At 61.9% G+C, this 16696-nt stretch carries 16 protein-coding genes and 1 tRNA gene; 9 read left to right on the top strand and 8 right to left on the bottom strand.

Annotated elements, in window-relative coordinates:
• Positions 1 to 14: 14 nt before the first annotated feature.
• The 6 genes from ACZ89F_RS14290 to ACZ89F_RS14315 form a co-directional block, all read right to left on the bottom strand.
• Positions 15 to 1121, bottom strand: a complete 1107-nt coding sequence (locus tag ACZ89F_RS14290; RefSeq protein ID WP_476092515.1) for an acyltransferase family protein — start codon at positions 1119 to 1121, stop codon at positions 15 to 17.
• 98 nt (positions 1122 to 1219) lie between these two features.
• A complete protein-coding gene (rimO, locus tag ACZ89F_RS14295) occupies positions 1220 to 2533 on the bottom strand; it encodes a 30S ribosomal protein S12 methylthiotransferase RimO (RefSeq protein WP_126069141.1) in 1314 nt (437 codons plus the stop codon).
• Between the two features lie 147 nt (positions 2534 to 2680).
• Positions 2681 to 3340, bottom strand: coding sequence for a TerC family protein (locus ACZ89F_RS14300; RefSeq protein ID WP_476092517.1), 660 nt, complete (start codon positions 3338 to 3340; stop codon positions 2681 to 2683).
• Between the two features lie 186 nt (positions 3341 to 3526).
• The gene (locus tag ACZ89F_RS14305; RefSeq protein WP_476092519.1) at positions 3527 to 3934 is read right to left on the bottom strand and encodes a DUF930 domain-containing protein; all 408 of its coding nucleotides are present in this window, start codon (positions 3932 to 3934) and stop codon (positions 3527 to 3529) included.
• A 56-nt stretch (positions 3935 to 3990) separates the two neighbouring features.
• Entirely contained in the window at positions 3991 to 4689 is a 699-nt protein-coding gene (locus tag ACZ89F_RS14310; protein ID WP_476092521.1) for a DUF2161 domain-containing phosphodiesterase, read from the bottom strand.
• 11 nt (positions 4690 to 4700) lie between these two features.
• Complete coding sequence (locus tag ACZ89F_RS14315) at positions 4701 to 5528, bottom strand: sterol desaturase family protein (protein WP_476092522.1); 828 nt, start codon at positions 5526 to 5528, stop codon at positions 4701 to 4703.
• Positions 5529 to 6007: 479 nt separating this feature from the next.
• Between ACZ89F_RS14315 and ACZ89F_RS14320 the strand changes: the two genes are divergently transcribed.
• Positions 6008 to 6466: a hypothetical protein gene (locus tag ACZ89F_RS14320; RefSeq protein ID WP_476092523.1), complete on the top strand. Its 459-nt coding sequence runs from the start codon at positions 6008 to 6010 to the stop codon at positions 6464 to 6466.
• Positions 6467 to 6543: 77 nt separating this feature from the next.
• On the opposite strand, the gene ACZ89F_RS14325 is transcribed toward ACZ89F_RS14320, so the two are convergent.
• Positions 6544 to 6633 (bottom strand) — tRNA-Ser (locus ACZ89F_RS14325).
• A 336-nt stretch (positions 6634 to 6969) separates the two neighbouring features.
• On the opposite strand from ACZ89F_RS14325, the gene ACZ89F_RS14330 reads away from it, so the two are divergent.
• From ACZ89F_RS14330 to ACZ89F_RS14360, 7 genes are all read left to right on the top strand, one after another.
• Positions 6970 to 8202 carry a septal ring lytic transglycosylase RlpA family protein gene (locus ACZ89F_RS14330; RefSeq protein WP_476092525.1) on the top strand — a complete coding sequence of 411 codons (1233 nt, stop codon included), beginning with the start codon at positions 6970 to 6972 and terminating at the stop codon, positions 8200 to 8202.
• Between the two features lie 103 nt (positions 8203 to 8305).
• Complete coding sequence (locus ACZ89F_RS14335; protein WP_476097284.1) at positions 8306 to 9472, top strand: D-alanyl-D-alanine carboxypeptidase family protein; 1167 nt, start codon at positions 8306 to 8308, stop codon at positions 9470 to 9472.
• A 143-nt stretch (positions 9473 to 9615) separates the two neighbouring features.
• On the top strand, positions 9616 to 10290 hold the full coding sequence (gene tmk / locus ACZ89F_RS14340; RefSeq protein ID WP_476097285.1) for a dTMP kinase: 675 nt from the start codon (positions 9616 to 9618) through the stop codon (positions 10288 to 10290).
• Positions 10287 to 11342 carry a DNA polymerase III subunit delta' gene (locus tag ACZ89F_RS14345; protein WP_476092527.1) on the top strand — a complete coding sequence of 352 codons (1056 nt, stop codon included), beginning with the start codon at positions 10287 to 10289 and terminating at the stop codon, positions 11340 to 11342. Before tmk ends, ACZ89F_RS14345 begins: the two co-directional genes overlap by 4 nt.
• A gap of 83 nt (positions 11343 to 11425) precedes the next feature.
• The gene (gene metG, locus ACZ89F_RS14350; RefSeq protein WP_476092528.1) at positions 11426 to 12976 is read left to right on the top strand and encodes a methionine--tRNA ligase; all 1551 of its coding nucleotides are present in this window, start codon (positions 11426 to 11428) and stop codon (positions 12974 to 12976) included.
• Complete coding sequence (locus tag ACZ89F_RS14355) at positions 12976 to 13788, top strand: TatD family hydrolase (protein WP_476092529.1); 813 nt, start codon at positions 12976 to 12978, stop codon at positions 13786 to 13788. The genes metG and ACZ89F_RS14355 overlap by 1 nt, the downstream gene beginning before the upstream one ends.
• Positions 13789 to 13791: 3 nt before the next feature.
• On the top strand, positions 13792 to 14610 hold the full coding sequence (locus ACZ89F_RS14360) for an MBL fold metallo-hydrolase (protein ID WP_476092530.1): 819 nt from the start codon (positions 13792 to 13794) through the stop codon (positions 14608 to 14610).
• 13 nt (positions 14611 to 14623) lie between these two features.
• On the opposite strand, the gene ACZ89F_RS14365 is transcribed toward ACZ89F_RS14360, so the two are convergent.
• Positions 14624 to 15385 (bottom strand): GNAT family N-acetyltransferase, encoded by a 762-nt coding sequence (locus ACZ89F_RS14365; RefSeq protein ID WP_476092532.1) that lies wholly within the window; start codon positions 15383 to 15385, stop codon positions 14624 to 14626.
• 355 nt (positions 15386 to 15740) lie between these two features.
• On the opposite strand from ACZ89F_RS14365, the gene ACZ89F_RS14370 reads away from it, so the two are divergent.
• Positions 15741 to 16652 (top strand): agmatinase, encoded by a 912-nt coding sequence (locus ACZ89F_RS14370; protein WP_476092533.1) that lies wholly within the window; start codon positions 15741 to 15743, stop codon positions 16650 to 16652.
• The last annotated feature ends 44 nt before the right edge of the window (positions 16653 to 16696 follow it).

Here is a 16696-nt window from a genome sequence, read left to right on the forward strand (position 1 = left end):
CGAGGCGCCCTTTTTCATTCGGCGGGCTGCGCTCCGGCAGAGGCGCGACGAAATCGCGCCCGTCCAGCATCGACCGCGCGGCCGAGCCAGATCCTGAGCAGTCGCTGCGCGGGTCGTTCGCAGGTGCGCCAGATCGCCCACGAAACAAAGAGCATGAGCGCTATGCAGCCAAAGGCGGCAAACCATTTGCCGACCAGGGGTGCCGCGGCATTGATGGCCAGATAGCCGATCTCCTGATGCAGCAGGTAGAGCGGGTAGGTCAGCCCGCCCAGCGCCAGGGTGAGAGCCGATGGCCTGACACGGTCGCGCAGCAGGACCGCCCCAACCAGCGCGCCATGCATGACGAGATTGGCGACGAGGAGATTGGCCGACGAAACGGCAATGCCGTAGTGGCCAAGCATCCAGTGCTGCGTTACCGATAGCGTTCCGCAGGAGATCAGGAACGCGGCGGCAAGCAGCAGCAGGGCCGGCAGTGACCGGCCACGCGCATGGATGTGGTGGACCAGCACGCCGGCGGCGAAAAACGGCCCAAACTCGGTGATGAACAGCAGCCGGACCGCGCCGCTGCCGATGAAGAATTCGTTCAGGGCCGAGATCGCCAACCAGATGAAGATCAATTCCAGCTTGCGTTTCTGGAAGAGCCCGGTGAAGAGGGCCAGTGTCACCCATCCATAGAACACCAGTTCAAGCACGATCGACCAGTAGACGCCGTCCATGAAGGGTTGGCCGAAGGCTGGTGCAAACATCGACAGATTGGCGGCATACTGGACGAAAGAGACCGGAAGCAACGGTGAGCCGGCAAGGGAGACAATCGCGAAGGTGATCGTCATGCAGAGCAGGAAGCCCGGATAGAGGCGAACGAACCGCGCGATCGCAAACTGGTCCCAGCTGCGGTTTTCCGCCGACCAGGCAATGACGAAGCCGCTGATCAGGAAGAACAGATTGACGCCGAGATAGCCGTAGAGGGCGAACGGGGCCGCAGTCGGGTAGCCCTCGGCAAGGTAGCCTTCGGCCGCCGCGCCACGGAAGAAATAGTGAAAGAGCACAACGGCAAGTGCAGCCGCCAGCCTGAGCAGGTCCAGCGTTGCAATGTAATCCTGCCCAGCAGGTCTGGTGTTCATCCGAGTTCCCGCTTTTACGATCCGGAAACAGTAGAGCGGATCGCGGCTGAGCGGGTTAAGACGGCTGAATTATCGCTAGATGTAGTAAATACGGGCCGTCAGACTGCGGAACCGTAGAGATCATAGGCGTCGGCACGATCGATCTTGACGGTGACGATGTCACCTTGACGCAGCGGGCGCCGCGACTGGATGTGGACCGAGCCGTCGATCTCGGGCGCGTCGTATTTGGTGCGGCCCTTGGCCGATGTGCCATGCGCCTCGTCGATCAGCACCGGCAGGCGCTTGCCGACCTTCTTGGCGAGCTGCGTCGCCGAAATCTTCTGCTGGCGCTGCATGAAGCGGTGCCAGCGCGCTTCCTTGATCTCCTGCGGGACCTGTTCGAGACCGAGATCGTTGGAGCGGGCGCCCCGGACCGGCTCGTATTTGAAGCAGCCGGCGCGGTCGATCTTCGCTTCGTCGAGCCAGTCGAGCAGCATCTCGAAATCGTCGTCCGTTTCGCCGGGAAAGCCGACAATGAAGGTCGAGCGGATGGCGAGATCCGGGCAGACCTCGCGCCAGCCGCGGATGCGCTCGAGCGTCTTTTCGCCATGGGCGGGCCGCCGCATGTTCTTCAACACCTGCGGCGAGGCGTGCTGGAACGGAATGTCGAGATAAGGAAGGATCTTGCCTTCCGCCATCAGCGGGATGACATCGGCGACATGCGGGTAGGGGTAGACATAGTGCATGCGCACCCAGATGCCGAGCTTGCCCAGTTCCTCGGAGAGATCGAGGAATTTCGCGCGGACTTCGCGGTCGCCGAACATGCTGGTCTGGTACTTGATGTCGATGCCGTAGGCGCTGGTGTCCTGCGAGATGACCAGGAGTTCCTTGACGCCGGCCTTGGCCAGTTTCTCGGCTTCGCGCAGCACATCGGCCGCCGGTCGCGAGACAAGGTCGCCACGCAGTGCGGGGATGATGCAGAAGGTGCAGCGGTTGTTGCAGCCTTCGGAAATCTTGAGATAGGCGTAGTGGCGCGGCGTCAGCTTGACGCCCTGCGGCGGCAGCAGATCGATATAGGGGTCGTGAGAGGGCGGTGCGGCCTCGTGCACGGCGGCCATCACGCTCTCATAGGCCTGCGGCCCGGTGATCGCCAGCACGTTGGGGTGCCTCTCGCGAATGACATCCGGCTCGGCGCCGAGGCAACCGGTGACGATAACCCTGCCGTTTTCCGAAAGTGCCGAGCCGATGGCATTGAGCGACTCGTCGCGGGCGGAATCGAGGAAGCCGCAGGTGTTGACGACCACCAGGTCGGCGCCGTCATGCTTGCGGGCGATCTCGTAGCCTTCGGCGCGCAGGCGCGTGATGATGCGTTCCGAATCCACAAGGGCTTTCGGGCATCCAAGACTGACAAAACTCACGCGAGGAGCGGACATAGAGGGTTTCCGGGCTTTTCAGGATTGCCGGCGCAGTACCACACTTATTGCGGCATTGGTATGGGCACGGCTGCGATGCGGCAAAACGCACGGCAATTGCGCTGCGGACCTTGCTTTGCGGATCGAAGACGCGGCTAGCCGGCAGCCTCAGCTGACCGCGCCGTTCAGATGCGGCCAGACTTCCACGGTGCCACGATAGACCATGTCCACCGCGACATAGAAAATGATCAGCAGGCCGACATAGGCGATCCAGCGGTGGCGATGCAGCAGCTTGGCGATGAACGTCGCGGCGAGGCCCATCAGCGCGATCGACAGCACCAGGCCGATGACCAGCACCGGGAAATGATCGCGCGCGGCACCCGCGACCGCCAGCACGTTGTCAAGCGACATCGACACGTCGGCGATGACAATCTGCAAGGCGGCCTGGCCAAGCGTCTTGCGCTTCGCCTTGCCGGCCACCGCATTGTCGCTGTTGAGATCTGAGTTCGACAGCGCCTCGGTCGCCTCCAGCTCATCGGCATGGGACGTGCGCAGCTCGCGGTACATCTTCCAGCAGACCCACAGCAGCAAGATACCGCCGGCCAGCAGCAGGCCGACGATCGCCAGCAGCTTGACGGTTACCGCGGCAAAACCAATGCGCAGCACCGTTGCCGCCAGCACGCCGATGAGGATCGCCTTCTTGCGTTGTTCGGCCGGCAGGCCGGCAGCGGCAAGGCCGATGACGATCGCATTGTCGCCGGCAAGCACAAGGTCGATGGCGATGACCTGGAGCAGGGCGGTCAGGCTGGCAGCGCTGAAAATGTCCATCGACCGGAAGCCCTTGCTGGTTTGCCGAGTGTTCGTCGATTATCCAGACGGCCCTAACTTGGTGGTCCCTTGGCGTCAAGGGATCACTCGTGGTGACCTCACCGAAGCATCTTCACGTCAAAGCCGGATCAAAGGCCGCGTTGCACTCGCCGGCAGCCGGGCAAAACCGCTGCGGCCGATCACAAATCAATCGTAGAGATTGTACTTTGCCCAATCGGCTTCCGGTATCTCGTCGCCTATCCGGTAGCGGAGCTGCAGAACTTCCATATGGTCTGGCGCGGTCTGGCACTTGAATTTCAGCCGGTACCATTGCCCCTTGCTGCGAAACGCAGCGCCCGAGCTTTTAATTGCATCCGCGCCCATCTCGGGTGTCGCAAAGGCATAGGCGACGACGCGATCGGCTTTGAACTTGCGATCGTCGTGGGTGATCCGGTCGAGCACTTCGGCGTCACAACGCTGTTCAAGACGGGTTTGGGGATCGAGTTTCATCAAGCCGGCGCGCAATGCACTGTCCATTGCGTTGGCTGGAAAACTCAGCGTCACTGACGCCAAGGCGGTCATGCAGAGCTTCTTCATGGGCGGGACAAGCAACATATTTTGTCGGAGAAATCAACCAAGGGGACCGCCCCGGACCCCGCAGGCATCATCAATCAAATGGTCGATGCGTTCAAAATTGCGTGTCGGGATTCATCGTGCGACGGCTGTGGCCAACGGACCAACGAGGCGCGGCCGGCGTCAGTGAGATCGTAGAGGCCGCGGTCGACACGCGCGAACCAGCCATAGACATTGTGCTGCAAGATCTTCGGCGCGATCGGCGTCAGCGCCTTCAGATCACGCGGGCGCCTGGGTCCGTTCACCATGGCGGCGGCGCAGGCGAGGGCGCTTTGGCGATAGGCCGTCATGATCGGATTGCGCGATCCTCCTCCCGCAACGGGATCGCCGCGACGGCGCTGGTGCTCGTCGACCAGGCGAGAGCGCCGGCGGGCATTCTTGCGCGGCGCCAGCGCGATCGGGCTGAGAAGCACCTCGACCCGGTCCGTCGCGGTCACGCCAAGCAGACCGAAACCAAGCCGGCGGCAGAGATTGCGGAACCTGGCATCGCTTTCGCGTCCCTTGCCGCGGGCCGATAGGCGCGCGGCCAGCCACACCTCGTCGCAGACGGCCGCCCGATCGACACCTTGCAGCACCAGTTCCAGATTGAACTGCAGCTTCAGTTCGCAGATGACGACGACAGGCGGCTCGCCCTCGCGCAGCGCAACAATATCGCAGCCGCCGATCTCGCCTTTGACGACGAAATCGAGGTTTTCGAGGAACCGCTTAACCGGCGCATAGAGTGAGGTCTCGTTCATGCCTCGAAGGTTTAGCCGATTCGACGCGAAAAGCCTTCCGGCGGCGCTTCGGTGCTCGGCGCGGCTCGATTCAATAGCTTCCTGCGGGGCAGGAGCGGATAGCCGATCTGGCCGAAATAGGTGGGGGGGGTCGGATCGTCGACGCCGTACTTCTCCGGCACCTTGTCACCGGTGGGATTATAGGTCCCGAACAGCATGTCGAGGACAGGCAACTGCCCGGCGAAGTTCTTGTCATAGGCTTCGCGCTGGTTGGCATGGTGCCAATGATGGAACTGCGGGCTGGCGATCAGCCACTTCAAAGGGCCGAACGGAATCCGCACGTTTGAATGAACAAGCAGCGTGTGCCCAAAGTAGATAATCGAAAAGACGGCGATCGAGGCTTCGGAGAAGCCAAGGAAAAAGATCGGCGTCAGCGATATTGCCTTGGTGACGATGGCGTCGACCGGGTGATTGTGGAAAGCCCCGAGCCAGTCCAGTTCCTCAATACCGTGGTGAACTGCATGGAACTTCCAAAGCGCGGGGATTTTGTGGAAGGCCCGATGTGCCCAATAGACGCCGATATCGGTGATCAGGATGATTTCCGCAACCTGCAGCCAGACGGGCTGACCGCTGACGGCTTGCGTTATCGATTGCGGGACGAGCATTGCAGCGGCGCCGAGGACACCGGCCGCCATCATGACGATGGCCACCTTTATGATGAAGCCGTTGAACAGCAGGTAGATCAGATCGACAGCGAAACCCTTGCGGAAAATCTTCTGCGGCCGCTCGGCAAACAGATGTTCGAACGGAATGAAGATCAGCGCGCAGATCAACAGTCCCTTGATGCCAAAGATATCCATTCATTCGCCCCGGCGCGCCGTCTGCGCCTCTGAGAAGAACCACATCTCCCTTTCCAAAGGCTAAAGGCTCTGCCTTTTGCGAAAACGCGGGTGGCAAACGCCAGCGACAACGGAGGTATCAAGGGAAAAATGGGGCCGCCTGTCAGCCCAAGAAATTCGAACACCGAACACGTTTTCGCCGAGAGTTCTGCGCGTGGTCGATGAGTTGGATCCGTATATCGCAGCACTGTTCAAGCGTGTTTGCGCACATCTCTTAGACAATGTGTTTCCGAATTATTGGTAGGCGCTTTGGGCTTTATTGAGTATGCCTTGCTTACCGGCTGAATCCGAACAAGATCAGATAAGGCGCTCCATAGAACTTCAAGATAACGAGGGAACCCCGGACTCCTTGCGACCGCATTTTTCGCAAGCGGACCTTTTGTAGGGCCTGATCTTCGACGTTAGTCTAGTTTCTATTTTCAGGGCCAATCGGGGGACATATGCGCAAAGTTCGGGTGGTGCTGCTTGTTGGTCTGAGCCTGGCTGCATGCACTACCGTCAATCAGCAGATCACATATCTTTCGAAGCCGGGAGTAGATGGTCCCGGAACGCAAGCTGCCATGGACCAGTGTCGGATCGCTTCGTTTAAGGAAATTCCTCAGGCGATGGCAACCGATGTTCAGTCGGGCCTCAACATTCCCGGTACTGTCCATTGCAACACATTTGGAAGCACGACCACATGCAACCAATCGGGCGGTGTCAACATTCCAGCCACAGCTCAGACTTATGACGCTAATGACTCTCTCAGGAATCGATTCCTGGAAAAGTGCATGGGAAACGCCGGCTTCACGGTCACCATGTTGCCGCTCTGCAGGACGGATGCCGAAAGAGCGGCGTCGGACGCGGCGTCAGCCAAATATCAGATACCAAGATGCGCCGCGAAATTACTGGACTATTGAAGCCCTCGCCTTGGGGCGGCATAGCAGAGAGCCGCCAGCCCGACGCGCTTTTCATTCACGCTGGCTGCGTCGACCAATGGCGGAGGAAGTGGGATTCGAACCCACGGTGAGCTTGCACCCACGCCGGTTTTCAAGACCGGTGCCTTAAACCGCTCGGCCATTCCTCCAGCAGTCGCGGTTCACTGCTCTAGTGTGCCCGACAAAGGCCTGTCAACCGGCAGGCATGGCCCGACAGAAGCAGGACCAGCCGCTCTCTGGCAGGGGCCACGACATGGCCTTCGCTCGGGACAACGAAAAAGCGGTGACTTTTCAGAATGCTCGGCCAGTGAGGGCGTCACAATCTTGCCCGGTTCCGGCCACAATCGGTTAATACCGTGATAAACAATTCCTGCGCACAAAGGATCGGGGTTCCAGGCGTCGTTGGTATTTGTCGGGTGAGTGTTTTGGCTCCTCTGATGGTGAACGCGGCGTCCTGAGTTGAGACCGAAGGGGACATCAGGAACATGCAGGCTGTGACGCACCCGCGTCTTCGTCGCGCTGCTACAGTCGCGTTGTTTGCCATGTCGGCCGCCTTGCTGGCGGCTTGCGCGTCGCAGCCTGAGCCGAAAGCGATGGTCTACAAGAAGACCCGCTCCAAGGAATATTTCGCCGAATCCGAATATGGCGTGAAGGCAAGCCCGCGTGTGATCTCCCAGAATGGGCGCATTCAACGTGGCGGTGGCCGGGATCAACTCGGCAAGCCCTATCAGGTCCGCGGCAAGTGGTATTACCCGAAGGAAGACAAGCGCTACGCCAAGGTCGGCCTCGCCTCCTGGTATGGCGATGCCTTCCACGGCCGGCTTACCGCCAACGGCGAAGTCTACGACACGGCCCAGCTGACGGCAGCGCACCCGACCATGCCGCTGCCAAGTTATGCCCGCGTCACCAATCTCAAGACCGGCAGTTCGGTCATCGTTCGCGTCAATGATCGCGGCCCGTATCACGAAGGCCGCATCATCGATGTGTCGGAGCGCGCCGCCCAGATGCTTGACTATGCCAACACCGGCACAGCTCAAGTGAAGGTCGAATATGTCGGCCGTGCACCGCTCGACGGCGATGACGACCAGTATCTGATGGCCTCCTACCACCCCGGCAACAGGGCGCCGGATCCGTCGGACGGGCTGCCGACCGGCGTCATGGTCGCCATGAACGGTCCTTCGCCAAGCCTGCCTGCAGGCACTGCCGCTGTGCCGTTCCCGGGGCAGTTGACCGATTCAGGCTCGGTCCAGCCGGTGATGTCGGCGCAGTCGCCGGCTTACGGCGATCTGGCGCTGCCCGATTTCGGACCGATCGTGCCGGAGCGGCCGGAAATCAGTCTGCCGCCGCAATCGCCGTTTGCCGTGGCCTCGCTGTCCTATGCAGACGAGCGGGTCGAGCGCGCCTCCAATGCCTTTGCCGCGCTGGGTGGCGACGGCATGTCGCCGTCCGACGTGCTTCAATCGTGGAAGCGGCAGCCGCCAACGGCCGGTGCGTCCACCGACTACGTCGCGGCGGGTTCGTTCGAGGATGCAGCGGAGGCCAAGCGCATTGCCGCTCAGCTCGCTGCGTATGGCAAGATCGAGATCCAGCGCTCGGAACTCGATGGCGAGGATTGGTATTCGGTCAATCTCTATCCCGATGGCCACCGCAATCTGGATGATTTGCTGCAGGCAGCATGGTCGCATGGCGCGCCCGATGCACTGGCTGTGCGCAACTGAGCGCAAGCCTGGTCGGATTTCCGCTGCGCGGTTGATCCGCCGCGCAAAAAGCTTGATACTTTTCGCGGGCTTGCCGGCCGTGCCGGCCAATGGGTCGAACATCATGCAATTGCGCTTGCTCCCGCCTCTCGCCGGGCTTCTGGTTTTTGGCCTGCTGCTGTTTTCCCAGGATCCGGCTCGTGCGCAGCTGTTCGAGACCAAGGCCGCGCAGGTCTTCATGATCGATGCCGAGACCGGAACGGTGCTGTTTTCGAAGGATGCCGACAAGCCGATACAGCCGGCCTCGATGGCCAAGCTGATGACCATGGAGTTGGTTTTCAACGCCATCAAGTCCGGCCGCCTGAAGCTCGACGATACGTTCGTGGTCAGTGAAAACGCCTGGCGCAAGGGTGGCGCGCCTTCGGGAACATCGACGATGTTTGCCAAGCTCAAGTCGTCGATCCGGCTCGAGGACTTGATTCAGGGCGTGACCGTGCAGGCGGCCAATGACGGCTGCATCGTCATTGCCGAAGGCATGTCGGGATCCGAAGACAATTTTGCCGCGCAGATGACCGAACGCGCCCGCCAGATCGGCCTCAAGACATCGACTTTCGTCAATTCGACCGGCCTGCCGGCGGATGGCCAGCAGACGACCGTGCACGAGTTGGCACTGCTTGCCGTGCACCTGTGGCGCGATTATCCGGATTTCTATCGCTATTACGGCCAGAAGGATTTTACCTGGAACAAAATCTCGCAGAGGAACCGCAACCCGCTTTTGGCGATGGACATCGGCGCCGACGGCCTGGCGGTCGGCGCGAGCGAGACGTCGGGTTTCGGCATCGTCGGTTCGGTCGGCCACAACGGCACGCGGGTGATCGCGGCGATGAGCGGGCTGGCGAACGACAAGGAGCGTGCCGAGGAGGCGCGCAAGCTGCTCGACTGGGGCGTCCGCTCCTTCGAGAAGACCGAAATCTTCGCCAAGGACGAAGTGGTCGGCGAGGCCCAGGTTTTTGGCGGCGCGAAATCCGGCGTGACGCTGAAGGCGAAGGGCCCGATCGACATTTTCCTGCCGATCACCAACCGCGACAAGCTGACCGCCAGGATCGTCTACAGCGGCCCGGTCGCGGCACCCGTGGAGGAGGGGCAGCCAGTGGGCTCCCTGCGCGTCTGGATCGGCGACACGCTCAGCCAGGAGACGCCGCTTTTCGCTGCCGAATCGATCGGCGTCGGCACGCTGCCGCAGCGCGCGCTCGATGCCGTCAAGGAATTGGCGATCGGTTGGCTGCGCTAATGCATGTCGCTCGAAAGTGGCCCCGGTTTTGGGGGGAACGACATGCATAAGAGCAAAGAAGCGACGGCATGGACGTTTTCCCGAACGCGGACTATCTAGAGCGCTACAATCAATCCACTCATGCAAGGACAAAGGCCTTTCGATTGGCGCGCGGATTTTTCATCACCTTCGAAGGCGGCGAAGGAGCAGGCAAGTCGACGCAGATCGAGCGGCTGGCCAGGAAGATGCGCGCCAAGAAATACGATGTCCTCCTTACCCGTGAACCGGGCGGCTCGCCGGGCGCCGAAGCAGTCAGGCACGTGCTGCTTTCCGGTGCGGCCGAACCATTCGGGCCGAAGATGGAAGCGCTGCTTTTCGCCGCCGCGCGTTCCGACCATGTCGAGCAGGTCATCCGGCCGGCGGTCGAGCGTGGTTCCATCGTGCTTTGTGACCGTTTCCTCGATTCCTCGCGTGTCTACCAGGGTGTCACCGGTGGCATCGACCCGGTGTTCATGGATACGCTGGAGCAGGTTGCCATCAACGGCATGATGCCGGACATGACGCTGATCTTCGATATCGATCCGGCGGAAGGCCTGAGGCGCGCAACGCTGCGGCGCGGCACCGAGGCAGCCGCCGACCGCTTCGAAAAGGAGACGCTGGCAATCCACCAGGCGCGCCGCGAGGCGTTCCTGGCGATCGCCGCGGCCGAGCCGGAACGCTGTATCGTGGTCGACGCAGCCGCCGATCCCGATGCGGTCGAGAATGTCGTCACCGCCGCCGTCTTCGCGGCGCTGGAAGCGAGAACGCCGGCGCGCGACAGGCAGGCGACACCGGCATGATTTTTGAGCGCATCGCACCCGAACAGCACGACACGCTGGACGGGGTGCCAGAGCCATCCGAGACTCCATTGCTGGTCGGGCACAGCCAGGCCGCAGGCATACTCACCGCCGCCTATCGCGCGGGAAAGCTGCCGCACGCGCTGATCTTCTCCGGACCGGTCGGCATCGGCAAGGCGACGCTGGCCTTCCATCTTGCGCATCATCTCCTGAAGCACCCGGATTCCGCGCAAGCGCCGGAAAGCCTTGCCGCTCCCGATCCGGCGTCGTCGCTGTTTCGCCAGATCGCCACCGGGGCGCATCCTTCGGTGCTGCATCTGACCCGGCCGCTGAACGACAAGACCAAGAGTTTCAAGACAGTCGTCACCGTCGATGAAATCCGCAAGGTCAGCCGCTTCCTCTCGTTGACCTCTCATGACGGCAGCTACCGGGTCGTCATCGTCGACCCGGCCGACGACATGAACGCCAATGCCGCCAATGCCTTGCTGAAGAATCTCGAAGAGCCGCCGGCACGAACCCTGTTCATCCTGATCGTCCACGCACCGGGCAGCCTGCTGCCGACGATCCGGTCGCGCTGCCAGGTGGTGCGATTGACGCCGCTTGACGCCGACGAGCTGATGGCGGTGCTGGAAACGGCGGAACCGCCGCCGCCGGACGACCCGGCGGCGCGCGCGGCACTGGTCGAGCGGGCAGGGGGCAGCGCCCGCAACGCCATCCTGTTGACGCAGTATGGCGGGCTCGAGATCGCCTCGACGCTCGACGCCCTGGTGGCGGGAAGAAAGAGCGATGTCGGCGGCGCGTTTCGCCTTGCCGAAGCCGTGGCCGGACGCGACCAGGCGATCCAGTTCGATATCTTCAACCGCCGGGCGCTCGACCTGTTGTCGGACGCGGCAAGCCAGGCAGCGCTGGCGGGCGATCTCGCACGGGCCAAAACGCTGTCGGACACTTGGCATGAGGCGCTTGACGCTATATCTGAGACCGATACCTACAATCTCGACAAGAAGCAGCACGCCTTGACCATGATCGACCGCCTGAATTCTGCAATGCGAATGTGACGGCTCCACCGGGATGGCAATCGCCATTCCGATGCGATATCCACCGCCACGGCTTCCATTCAGACATTCATGACGGTTCATTCATGTCACGCGACACATTCTACATCACCACCCCGATCTTTTATCCGAACGGCAAGCCGCATATCGGCCACGCCTATACGGTCATTGCAACCGACGCGCTGGCTCGCTTCCAGCGCCTGGACGGCAAGGACGTGTTCTTCCTGACCGGCACCGACGAACATGGCCTCAAGATGCAGCAGACGGCCGAGAAGGAAGGCATAACGCCTCTGGCGCTGGCCGACCGCAATTCGGCGATTTTCCGCGCGATGACCGAGGCGATGGGCGGCTCGAATGACGAGTACATTCGCACGACCGAACCGCGCCACTATGAATCCTGCCAGGCAATCTGGAAAGCGATGGCCGCCAATGGCGACATCTATCTCGACCGCTATAGCGGCTGGTACTCGGTTCGCCAGGAAGCCTATTTCGACGAAGGCGAGACGACTGTCGGCGACGACGGCGTGCGTCGCGAGCCGCTTGGCTCGCCCGTCGAATGGAACGAGGAAGAAAGCTACTTCTTCCGGCTTTCGGCCTATCAGGACAAATTGCTGGCACTTTATGAGAGCCAGCCCGACTTCGTCGGTCCGACTGAGCGCCGCAACGAGGTGATGAGCTTCGTCAAGTCCGGGCTGAAGGATCTGTCGATCTCGCGCACGACCTTCAAATGGGGCGTGCCGGTGCCAGGCGACGACAAGCATGTGATGTATGTCTGGGTCGACGCCTTGACCAATTACATCACCGCCGCCGGCTATCCCGACACAAAGGCCGAGCAATGGCGCTATTGGCCGGCCACGCACATCATCGGCAAGGACATTGTCCGCTTCCATGCGGTCTATTGGCCGGCCTTCCTGATGTCGGCCGGTATCGAGTTGCCAAAGCGCGTTTTCGCGCACGGCTTCCTGTTCAACCGCGGCGAGAAAATGTCGAAATCGGTTGGCAACGTTGTCGATCCATTCGCGATGGTCGAGCACTACGGCCTCGATCAGGTGCGCTATTTCTTCCTGCGCGAGGTGCCGTTCGGCAACGACGGCAGCTACAGCCATGAAGCGATCGTCAACCGAACCAATGCCGATCTTGCCAACGGCCTCGGCAATCTGGCGCAGCGCTCGCTGTCGATGATCGCCAAGAACTGCGGCGGCGTGGTGCCGCAGCGCGGCGACCTGACGGATGCCGACAGCGCGATCCTGGACCAGGCCGTCGCTGCTCTCGACACCGCGCGCAAGGCGATGGCCGAGCAGGCTATCCATCTGGCGCTGGCGTCGATCTTCGGTGTGGTGGCGGAGGCCGACCGATACTTCGCCGGCGAGGCACCATGGGCGTTGAAGAAGACCAACCCGGAGCGGATGGAAACCGTGCTTTGGACGACCGCCGAGGTCGTGCGTCGCGTGGCGGTGCTGTGTCAGCCCTTCGTCCCGGGCTCGGCCAACAAGCTGCTCGATCTGCTGGCGGTCCCGGCGGACAGGCGCGATTTCGCGCATGTCCACGCCGACCATGCGCTGGTGCCGGGCATTGCGTTGCCCGTGCCCGAGGGGGTGTTTCCGCGTTACGTCGAACAGCCGGAAGCGAACGTCTGATGCTCGTCGACAGTCACTGCCATCTGGATTTTCCAGATTTCGCCGAGGAGCGAACGGCTATTGTCGCCCGCGCCAAGGCGGCCGGAATCGGCCGCATGGTGACGATCTCAACCCGCGTGAGGCGGTTTCAGCAAATCCTTGAAATCGCAGATACTTTCGATGAGGTATACTGTTCGGTCGGCACCCATCCGCACAATGCCGAAGAAGAGCTGGACGTGACATCGGCTGATCTGGTGCGGCTGGCTGCCCACCCCAAGGTGGTGGCGATCGGCGAGGCCGGTCTCGACTATTTCTACGACAAGGCGCCACGCGATGCACAGGCGCAAGGCTTTCGCAATCACATCGCCGCCGCACGCGAAACGGGGCTGCCGCTGGTCATCCATTCGCGCGATGCCGATGACGATATGGCTGATATTCTCGAGAATGAAACAGGGAAGGGCGCCTTCCCTTTCATCCTGCATTGCTTTTCCTCGGGGCGTCGGCTTGCCGAAGTGGGCGTCGCGCTCGGTGGATACGTGTCCTTTTCGGGCATCCTGACCTTCAAGAATTCAGCTGAGTTGCGCGCCATTGCCGCCGATGTGCCGCATGACCGCCTGCTGGTCGAAACCGACGCGCCCTATCTGGCGCCCATACCGTTTCGCGGCAAGCGCAACGAACCGGCCTATGTCGCCCACACTGCCAAGGTGCTGGCTGAGACAATCGGCGTCAGTGAAGCTGAAATCGCTGATCTGACGACGAACAATTTCTTGCGCCTGTTCGGCAAGATGCCGCGACCTCCCGAGCAAAGTGCTTGGCCCGAGCAAAATGCCTGAACGATGACTGATCGGCTGCGCCTCACCATTCTCGGCTGCGGCTCGTCGCCAGGTACGCCGCGCATCACCGGCGACTGGGGCAAGTGCGACCCGGACAATCCGAAGAACCGGCGCACGCGCGCCGCCGCGCTCGTCGAGCGGATCGCGGCGAACGGCGGCCGCACGACCGTCGTCATCGACACCGGACCGGATTTTCGCCAGCAGATGCTGCTGGCTTGCGTCAAACGCATCGATGCGGTCGTCTATACGCACCCGCACGCCGACCATATACACGGCATCGACGATCTGCGCGGTTTCGTCCTCGATCGGCGCCAGCTGATCGATGTCCATGCCGACAAGGCAACGATGCTTCGGCTGCGGGAAGCGTTCGGATATTGCTTCGAGACACCGCAAGGCAGTTCCTATCCGCCGATCGTCAAGCCGCATCTCATCGACCACGCCAGACCGGTGGTCATCGAAGGAGAGGGGGGTGCCCTCACCCTCGAGCCGTTGCCGCAGATCCATGGCGACATCATATCGCTCGGCTTCCGCATAGGCGGGCTCGCCTATTGCCCCGACATCAGTGGCTTTCCGGAGGCCACCGCCGAACGGCTGCGCGACCTCGATGTGCTGATCATCGACGCACTGCAGTACCGGACGCATCCAAGTCACCTGTCACTTGGCGAGGCGCTTGAATGGATCGAGCGGTTGACGCCAGGAAACGCCGTGCTGACGCATATGCATGTACCGCTCGACTACGCCACGGTAATGGCCGAGACGCCAGCCAACGTCGAACCGGCCTATGATGGCATGGTGATTGAAATCCCTTATGAATCAGTGTGATGCGGATAGACCCTCATGAGGCCTTTCGGCTCCTTGGTGCAAATATCAGCAGCGTTCCGATCCGCTCGTAGCCCATCCGGGGATAAAGCAGCGCCCCGGCGTGGGTTGCAGCCAGCACCGAGCACCTCGACCCACGCGCCCGATCGTCGTGCAGCATTTTCGACATCAAAGCCTGGCCAATGCCGCGACGCCGGTGCGAAGGCTCGACATACATGCTCGAACACCACGTGGCTCCCACGGCATCCAAGCTGCGCACGCGCCCAACGATATCGGCGCCATCGACTGCCACATACTGGCGGAACGGCGCACTGTCGCCGAGCAAATCGTCCGCGATCGGCTGCCTGCGGATGATCTTTCCCAACTGCGCCGCCCGTTCGGCTGTCTGCACGCGTTCGACCGAAGCAACCGCTGGAGGGCTCGGAATCTGGCGCAATCGGTGGACGAAAAAGCCTTCGGTCCGAAGCAGCCGGTAGCCGAGAGCTTTGTAGGCGGTTCGTGTCGGCCCGTCCGGATCCTCGTTCGCGATCACAACGGAAATGGCAAAGCCCGGTCGTGCATGCTGCCGCACGATGGCATCGGCCGCTTGAGCGGCGATGTCATGGACGACCCATTCCTCGCCACGATAGTCGCGGGGATTCTTGCGCTCGGCGTCGCGCATCAGCCACAACGGCCCAACGCGGCTGGCCTCGTAGGGAAAGGTGCGGCTTCTGTCGGCACTGAAGCTATGCACGAACACCTCGATCGCCGCTTCGATCTGGCTGCTTGCTCTCGTCATTTCGACAGCCTAGCGTTGGCTATCTGCTCAAGGCAATACGCCACGATTGGCGCAAGCCCATGAAAATCAGCCGCAATTTCCAGTTCTCGGTCCATGCGTTAGTTCCATAATCTATCTTATGCGACTTTCTGATGCGGCCCGGCGCGCCGCCGTCACCGCTTCACTTGGACGTTGCGTCGCTGTCAGCGATTCAAAGGTCAGGCTTGAACCAGGCCGACAAGCTGAACCCGAGCGGGCGCTCACGGCGGCGACAGGAAGAGGGTCTCGATGATGGCGTCTTGCCGACGAAGCGGCTAGCGTGTCTCAGGCCGCCCTGTCGCGCCTTTCTGGGATTCACAATCAGGATCATCAAGAAATGACCGCCTCGCCTCCCTTTCTCGGCTTACCCGACCGCCTTGCCGATGGCCGGGTGCCCCGTGCGGTGATCTTCGGGGCCGGTCACGGCAGCACCTATCCCGGCCAAGACAGCAGCGGCCATGCCTTGGCCGCCGACGCCATCCGCGCCGCGAGCCAGGACGATGCCGCGCTGGTCGAGCACTGGGATTTCGATCTCGGCGGCCCGCTGTTCGACGGCAAGCCGGTCTCTTGCATCGACGCAGGCAATATCTTGACCACCATGCATGACAATTCCGGCAACCGGGCCCGGATCGAGGCGAAAATGCGCGAAATCCTGGCATTGCCGGCTGTGCCGATCCTGATCGGCGGCGACTGTTCCATGACCATTCCCTTCCTCGCCGGCTTTGCGGACCACGGGCCGGTCTGGGTCCTGCAGATCGACGCCCATATCGACTGGCGCGATGAGGTCCATGGCGAGCACTATGGCTATTCGAGCCCGATGCGCCGAGCGAGCGAGATGCCGCATGTCGCCGGAATCGTGCAGGTCGGTCTGCGCAGCGTCGGTAGCGCAGGCATCGCCGAGATCGAAGCGGCACGGCGCTATGGCAGCCGCTTCGTGACCGCCCGCGAGGTTCACGCCCAGGGTGTCGAAGTCGCGCTCCGGCATATTCCGGAAGGCGCGCGGGTCGTCGTCACCCTCGACTGCGACAGCATCGATCCAAGCATCATGCCGGGCGTGGCGGCGCGTACGCCCGGCGGCCTCACCTACACGCAGGTGATCGACCTGATCGCCGGCCTTGGCACACGGGCCAGGATCGCGGGATTCGACCTGGTGGAGCTCTATCCCCCAGCCGATATTGACGGCCTGTCAGCCCTGACCGCCGCGCGCCTTCTCGTCAATGTGATCGGCACCATCGTGCGGCAGGTGTGAGAACGGCTTCCTGCCTCGCCGGGAGATTCCCAAGAAAATCCACG

This window comes from Mesorhizobium sp. USDA 3734 (assembly GCF_056279665.1).

Bases quoted from the DNA above. Each gene is read 5' to 3' on its own strand.
- ACZ89F_RS14290 (WP_476092515.1), bottom strand. From the start codon at position 1,121: ATGAACACCAGACCTGCTGGGCAGGATTACATTGCAACGCTGGACCTG.
- rimO (WP_126069141.1), bottom strand. From the start codon at position 2,533: ATGTCCGCTCCTCGCGTGAGTTTTGTCAGTCTTGGATGCCCGAAAGCC.
- ACZ89F_RS14300 (WP_476092517.1), bottom strand. From the start codon at position 3,340: ATGGACATTTTCAGCGCTGCCAGCCTGACCGCCCTGCTCCAGGTCATC.
- ACZ89F_RS14305 (WP_476092519.1), bottom strand. From the start codon at position 3,934: ATGTTGCTTGTCCCGCCCATGAAGAAGCTCTGCATGACCGCCTTGGCG.
- ACZ89F_RS14310 (WP_476092521.1), bottom strand. From the start codon at position 4,689: ATGAACGAGACCTCACTCTATGCGCCGGTTAAGCGGTTCCTCGAAAAC.
- ACZ89F_RS14315 (WP_476092522.1), bottom strand. From the start codon at position 5,528: ATGGATATCTTTGGCATCAAGGGACTGTTGATCTGCGCGCTGATCTTC.
- ACZ89F_RS14320 (WP_476092523.1), top strand. From the start codon at position 6,008: ATGCGCAAAGTTCGGGTGGTGCTGCTTGTTGGTCTGAGCCTGGCTGCA.
- ACZ89F_RS14330 (WP_476092525.1), top strand. From the start codon at position 6,970: ATGCAGGCTGTGACGCACCCGCGTCTTCGTCGCGCTGCTACAGTCGCG.
- ACZ89F_RS14335 (WP_476097284.1), top strand. From the start codon at position 8,306: ATGCAATTGCGCTTGCTCCCGCCTCTCGCCGGGCTTCTGGTTTTTGGC.
- ACZ89F_RS14345 (WP_476092527.1), top strand. From the start codon at position 10,287: ATGATTTTTGAGCGCATCGCACCCGAACAGCACGACACGCTGGACGGG.
- metG (WP_476092528.1), top strand. From the start codon at position 11,426: ATGTCACGCGACACATTCTACATCACCACCCCGATCTTTTATCCGAAC.
- ACZ89F_RS14355 (WP_476092529.1), top strand. From the start codon at position 12,976: ATGCTCGTCGACAGTCACTGCCATCTGGATTTTCCAGATTTCGCCGAG.
- ACZ89F_RS14360 (WP_476092530.1), top strand. From the start codon at position 13,792: ATGACTGATCGGCTGCGCCTCACCATTCTCGGCTGCGGCTCGTCGCCA.
- ACZ89F_RS14365 (WP_476092532.1), bottom strand. From the start codon at position 15,385: ATGACGAGAGCAAGCAGCCAGATCGAAGCGGCGATCGAGGTGTTCGTG.
- ACZ89F_RS14370 (WP_476092533.1), top strand. From the start codon at position 15,741: ATGACCGCCTCGCCTCCCTTTCTCGGCTTACCCGACCGCCTTGCCGAT.